Source organism: Methylobacterium sp. B1 (genome assembly GCF_000333255.1).
Classification (GTDB): domain Bacteria; phylum Pseudomonadota; class Alphaproteobacteria; order Rhizobiales; family Beijerinckiaceae; genus Methylobacterium; species Methylobacterium fujisawaense.
The window spans coordinates 1-2,732 of record NZ_BACT01000234.1 but is presented as its reverse complement, the minus strand read 5'-3'; the positions used below and the strand labels follow the sequence as shown (position 1 = coordinate 2,732).

Annotated in this window: 3 protein-coding genes and 1 pseudogene; all 4 read right to left on the bottom strand. The window is 68.9% G+C overall.

Annotation, left to right across the window (positions count from 1 at the left end; genetic code table 11):
- Nucleotides 1-375 (bottom strand): hypothetical protein (locus I53_RS06575; protein WP_210161568.1); only part of this gene is annotated, 375 nt, incomplete at its 3' end.
- Nucleotides 372-722, bottom strand: coding sequence for a DUF6511 domain-containing protein (locus tag I53_RS06570; RefSeq protein WP_043348125.1), 351 nt, complete (start codon nt 720-722; stop codon nt 372-374). The genes I53_RS06570 and I53_RS06575, both read right to left, overlap by 4 nt.
- Nucleotides 719-2,368 carry a DEAD/DEAH box helicase gene (locus tag I53_RS06565; protein ID WP_051044703.1) on the bottom strand — a complete coding sequence of 550 codons (1,650 nt, stop codon included), beginning with the start codon at nt 2,366-2,368 and terminating at the stop codon, nt 719-721. Before I53_RS06565 ends, I53_RS06570 begins: the two co-directional genes overlap by 4 nt.
- Nucleotides 2,362-2,732: pseudogene (locus I53_RS33760) on the bottom strand (oxidoreductase); the annotation flags it as partial. The pseudogene I53_RS33760 and the gene I53_RS06565, both read right to left, overlap by 7 nt.

Here is a 2,732-nt window from a genome sequence, read left to right as displayed (position 1 = left end):
CGCCAGCGGGGACAGGTCGCCGGTGTTCGGATCACGGCAACCGTCAAGGTCGATCCCCGTGAGGTCGTCGTTCTCGGACAGGCAGAAGCCGACCCCGTTGAACGGGCCGCCATCCGTGTGTCCGCGCTGCGCGCGCGTCACCGCCTCAGCGTAGGTGCCCCAATGCTGGGGATTAGAGGCGGACGCTTTGAACCCGCTCCGCGGCTGATACGGCACCTTGGTCGGCTTCGGTCCACCGCGATCCTCGTACCGCCAGCACACCCACTGCCGCATCGTCTTGACTTGGGCGATGGCCGGAAAGTCGGGCAGATCCGCGTAGCCGCTGCGCGGCAGGATCTTGGCGGGGTCGAACGTGAATCCGAAACTGGCCATCACCGACCTCCCATGGTCGGGGGCGCCATCCGGATCTGATCCTGGATCGCCTCGCCGAAGCCCGTGACGAGGCGGCGGCAGAATTCTTGCCACTCTTCGGGGTGGAGGGCGGCGAGATCGGTTCGGCCAAGCCGGTCGAGGTAGGCGCCCGCCGCGTTGCCGGCGAGGACCAGGGCAGCCCGCTCGTAAGCGTCGAAGTCCGCAGGGTTCATCTTGTAAGCCTTCAGCCCGAGGCCTTCGTCGGCGCAGATCTGGCAGGTCCAGCCGATCCGGCGGTCCTTTCCGACCCCTAGCCCACAGGCGCGGCGGCGGCAGACGAAGCACGATTCACTGTTGTTGAGGGGCTTCATGCAGCCTCCTCGTGCCGGACAGCGTGCGCGGACCAGTCCCCCTCCGCGGCGAACCGGTAGTCGACGACGTCGAGGTACTGTTCGCGCTTGCGCAGCTGGATCTGATGCGGCCAGACGAGGTCCGCGTCGGCGCGTGCCAGGGCCTCGGTCACCGACGCCGGCGGGTCATCTCCCCCACCCATCCGGCGCCACCACCGCACGGCTTGCCCGAGCATGGGGCCACTGCGTTCGAGGTGGACCCAGTGCTTGTGCACGGCGATCCCACACCGGAACTCGACGCGGAGCGAATCCGGCTTCCCGGTCTTCTTGTGCCGGTGGTAGGTCACCTCGGTCACGTCGAGCCAAGTCAATGCAGGCCCAGTCGACAGGATCGCGTGCTGCGCGTCGGCAGCAGCCTCGTGCTTCGGGCTCTCGTCGCGCGGCCACTCGTGTCCGCACACCGTGCACGCCCGGACGTTTAGCGCCATCAGGCTGGCACAGTCCGGGCACGCCTTGGCGCGGAGCGGCTCGTCCTCGTCCTTGGCCTTCTTGGCCTTCGGCGCGCCGCGGGCCGTGATGCTGTCGATTGGACCATGGCGTGCGACGTTGCCGGCATAGTCCAGGATCAGCGCGTCAGCCTTCCCGGGGGGCAGACGCAGGGCTCGGCCGACCTGCTGGACGTAGAGGCCGGTACTCTGGGTGGGCCGGAGCAGCGCAATCAGATCGACCCCCGGCACGTTGAACCCGGTGGACAGCACGCCGACGCTGGTGAGGCACCGGATCTGGCCCGCGCGATACGCCCCGATCCAGGCCGCGCGCTGACCGGTCGGTGTCCCGCCGTGCACCGCCTCGCAGGTGACGCCGTGGGCGCGAATCGCATCGCGGACCGCCTCGGCGTGCTCGATGCCGGCGCAGAACGCCAGCCACGCGCGGCGGTCTCGTCCGTACGCGACCATCTCGGCCACGGCCGCCTCGGTGATCTCCGCGCGGTTAACCGCATCCTGGAGCTGTCCTGGGATGAAGTCGCCGCCGCGCTTGCCCACGCCACTGGTGTCGAGGGCAGTCTGCGTGGCTTTGCTGACCAGGGGCGACAGGTACCCCGCCTCGATCAGGTCTCGGACGTTGGCCTCGTAGACGATCTCGTCGAAGATCCGCTCGTCACCCTCGTCGAGCCGACCGCTGTCGAGCCGGTACGGCGTCGCCGTCAGGCCGACGAGCCGCATATCCGGCGTCAGGGCGCGCAGGTCGCGGATGAAGCGGCCGTACGAGGTGTCGGCCGATCGCGGGATTAGGTGACACTCGTCCACGATGACGAGGTCGACCGCGCCGATCCGGTTGACCTTGTTGAAGACGCTCTGGATCCCACAGAACAGGACGCGGCTGCGGGTGTCCCGGCGTCCGAGCCCAGCCGAGTAGATGCCCGCGGGGGCGCCCGGCCAGTAGCTCAGAAGCTCCTTGCAATTCTGTTCGATCAGCTCCTTCGTGTGGGTGACACAGGCGATGCGCAGATCCGGGTATTCGCCGAGCAATTCCTGGATCAGGGCCGCGATAACGAGCGCCTTGCCCGCGCCGGTCGGCAACACGATCAGGCCGTTGCCGCCGCCGTCATTCCAGTAGTCGTACAGCGCATCGAGGCTATTGCGCTGATAGGTGCGGAGCGTCAGCACGCGGCGCCCCCGTCGATCCAGGTGCGGCCGTCCGGCATCGCATAGGTGACCGTCTCCGCCTCGGGGTCGGCGTCGATCTGCTCACCCGGGACGAGGCCCGGCAGGTACCGGTGGCTCAGGCAACCGGCCTGCTGGTCGTCGTAGCCGCGCACCTGAGCGTGGCGGGTGCAGGTCCATCGGGCGCCGTCGTTGACCGCGCTGTGCAGGCACGTCCGGCAATTGCGCCGCGCAGGCGCGCGCTCGTGGCAGATCGCCCGCGCCGGGCACCACCGGCACTCGATCGCGCCCTTGCTGTCCGGATCCTCGTGAAGGCGGGCCGGCGGCGCGTCGAGGTCCACGATCCGCTCGATCCGGGCGATGATCG